Source organism: Clostridium sp. BSD2780061688st1 H5 (genome assembly GCF_005845155.1).
Classification (GTDB): domain Bacteria; phylum Bacillota; class Clostridia; order Lachnospirales; family Lachnospiraceae; genus Claveliimonas; species Claveliimonas intestinigallinarum.
This window is the reverse complement of the sequence record NZ_SPGT01000055.1, coordinates 1-2,361: the sequence shown is the minus strand read 5'-3', so window position 1 is coordinate 2,361 and position 2,361 is coordinate 1. Positions and strand designations below refer to the sequence as shown.

Below are 2,361 nucleotides of genomic sequence, written 5' to 3'. Positions count from 1 at the left end.
AGAACGGCGTGGTAACCGTTCTCCTTTTTTATAGTCGGGTGTCCTTTCAGTCACTTCGTGACTTTTGGGACACCCTCTTTTTTATCTCTATAAATATCTTCTCTGTAAATCTCTGCCTGTCGGTTACATTTTCTCCAATCCGTGGATCCAGTCTGACTTCAGAAAATAAACAAGGAATACCACACTGCTCAGCGCCCAGGTCAGCGGATAAGCCCAGAACACGGTCCTGATGTCAGGAACGATGCGTACCGCGATACTGATGTAGCTGACACGGATCACACACCAGCAGATCATCATGACAAACATGGGTATCACAGACCTGCCCGCCCCCCGCAGGATACCTGCCATGCAGTGCGAGAAAGCCAGTAGAAAATAGAACCAGGTCACTGTCCTCGCCCACTGGACGCCATAGCCTACAGCCTCCGGACCTCCTCCAAAAGCTCCGATCAGCACCGGCGCCAGAAGATTGATGGCAAGTCCAATAATCTCCGCTATAGTGAGGGAGCATAACGCGCCAAACACAGCTCCCTTCTTCGCCCTCTCATACTCTCTGGCGCCCAGATTTTGACTGATAAATGTAGTCAGGGCCAGCGCAAAGCATGTGATGGGCAGAAATCCAAAGCCCTCGATCTTGGAATAGGATCCGCATCCCGCCACTGCCGTGGCGCCAAAGGCATTGATGTTGGACTGTACAAACACATTTGCCACTGAAATAATAGAGTTCTGCACCCCCGCCGGAACTCCGTTTTTTACGATCTGCTTCAACATCTGCCTATCCGGCCTGATTTCCCTTATCCTCAGCCGGAACACCTCATTTCCTTTTATCAGCTGACGCAGACAGAGAAAGGCGCTCAGAAACTGGGAAAGAATCGTGGCAAATGCCGCGGACCAGACGCCCATTCCCATTCCTCCCACAAACAGCAGATCCAGCACTATATTCGTAAAGGAGGAAATGATCAGGAAAAACAGCGGATGCCTGCTGTCCCCCAGAGCCTGCAGGATTCCCACAAAAAAATTGTACATGACAAAAGCCAGCGAGCCCGCAAAGTAGACCCGGAAGTAGGCTAGAGACTGGGGCAGCACTTCATCCGGGGTTCCCATGAGCACAAGAATGCGAGGCGCTGCCAGCACTCCCACGATAGTCAAAATGATACCGCACGCCACTCCAAAAGCAATCGTTGTGTGGATGGACTTTCTCAGGTTTTCACCATCCTCAGCCCCAAAATATTTTCCTGTAACTACGCCCGCACCGATGGCAATTCCATTAAAAAATCCCACCAGGAGAAAAATCAGATTTCCGGATGAACTGACGGCAGCCAAAGCATTATTTCCAAGAAAATTTCCAACGATTACGGAGTCCGCTGTATTGTAGAGCTGCTGAAAGAGATTGCCCCAGAAAAGCGGAATAGCAAATGCGATCAGTCGCCTCCAGATAGGACCGTCCGTCATAAGTGTTGCAGATGCGGCTTTGTCGGCCATAGTACATTCCCCCTGACTCAAATATTTCAGATACAGGAAAAATCAGCACTGCAGATACGCAGTGCTGATTTTTCCTCTCATCCCATGAGCGTGCGGGGATTCGAACCCCGGACAACTTGATTAAAAGTCAAGTGCTCTACCACCTGAGCTACACGCCCATATACAATTTTAAGAAAAAGAAAGTGCCCAGAACCGGAATCGAACCAGTGACACGAGGATTTTCAGTCCTCTGCTCTACCGACTGAGCTATCTGGGCATAGTTGCGGGGATAGGATTTGAACCTATGACCTTCGGGTTATGAGCCCGACGAGCTTCCAGACTGCTCCACCCCGCGTCAATATTTAACAATTTTTAGAAAATGAAAGCCGATGATCGGACTCGAACCGATAACCTGCTGATTACAAATCAGCTGCTCTGCCAATTGAGCCACATCGGCGTGCCATGGGCTGTCCGGTCAAAACCGGCAACAGATGTATTTCACATCTGAATGGATGGAGAAGGATTCGAACCTTCGAAGGCGTTGCCAACAGATTTACAGTCTGCCCCCTTTGGCCACTCGGGAATCCATCCATGTAATGGGGCCTATAGGGCTCGAACCTATGACCCTCTGCTTGTAAGGCAGATGCTCTCCCAGCTGAGCTAAGACCCCATACAACGACCCAGAAGAGACTCGAACTCTCGACCTCCGCCGTGACAGGGCGGCGCTCTAACCAACTGAGCCACTGGGCCATCTATATTGAAGATACCATGTACCTTCAAAACCACATACAAGAAATCTTCCATCCATTCTCTACCCGAACCTCTTTGGTTATGCCCTCGACCGATTAGTAACAGTCAGCTCCATGTGTTACCACACTTCCACCTCTGCCCTATCTACCTCGT

At 50.1% G+C, this 2,361-nt stretch carries 1 protein-coding gene and 7 tRNA genes; all 8 read right to left on the bottom strand.

Annotated elements, in window-relative coordinates:
- Nucleotides 1–123 precede the first annotated feature (123 nt).
- The 8 genes from FGQ86_RS16060 to FGQ86_RS16025 all read right to left on the bottom strand — a co-directional run bounded on the left by FGQ86_RS16060 (nucleotide 124) and on the right by FGQ86_RS16025 (nucleotide 2,208).
- Entirely contained in the window at nucleotides 124–1,479 is a 1,356-nt protein-coding gene (locus tag FGQ86_RS16060) for an MATE family efflux transporter (protein WP_033125735.1), read from the bottom strand.
- Nucleotides 1,480–1,564: 85 nt separating this feature from the next.
- Nucleotides 1,565–1,637: transfer RNA gene (locus FGQ86_RS16055), tRNA-Lys, on the bottom strand.
- Nucleotides 1,638–1,662: 25 nt separating this feature from the next.
- Nucleotides 1,663–1,735: transfer RNA gene (locus tag FGQ86_RS16050), tRNA-Phe, on the bottom strand.
- 4 nt (nucleotides 1,736–1,739) lie between these two features.
- Nucleotides 1,740–1,813, bottom strand: a tRNA-Met gene (locus FGQ86_RS16045).
- A gap of 29 nt (nucleotides 1,814–1,842) precedes the next feature.
- Nucleotides 1,843–1,915, bottom strand: a tRNA-Thr gene (locus FGQ86_RS16040).
- 52 nt (nucleotides 1,916–1,967) lie between these two features.
- Nucleotides 1,968–2,049, bottom strand: a tRNA-Tyr gene (locus tag FGQ86_RS16035).
- Nucleotides 2,050–2,055: 6 nt separating this feature from the next.
- A tRNA-Val gene (locus FGQ86_RS16030) sits at nucleotides 2,056–2,128 on the bottom strand.
- 6 nt (nucleotides 2,129–2,134) lie between these two features.
- A tRNA-Asp gene (locus FGQ86_RS16025) sits at nucleotides 2,135–2,208 on the bottom strand.
- Nucleotides 2,209–2,361: the final 153 nt, after the last annotated feature.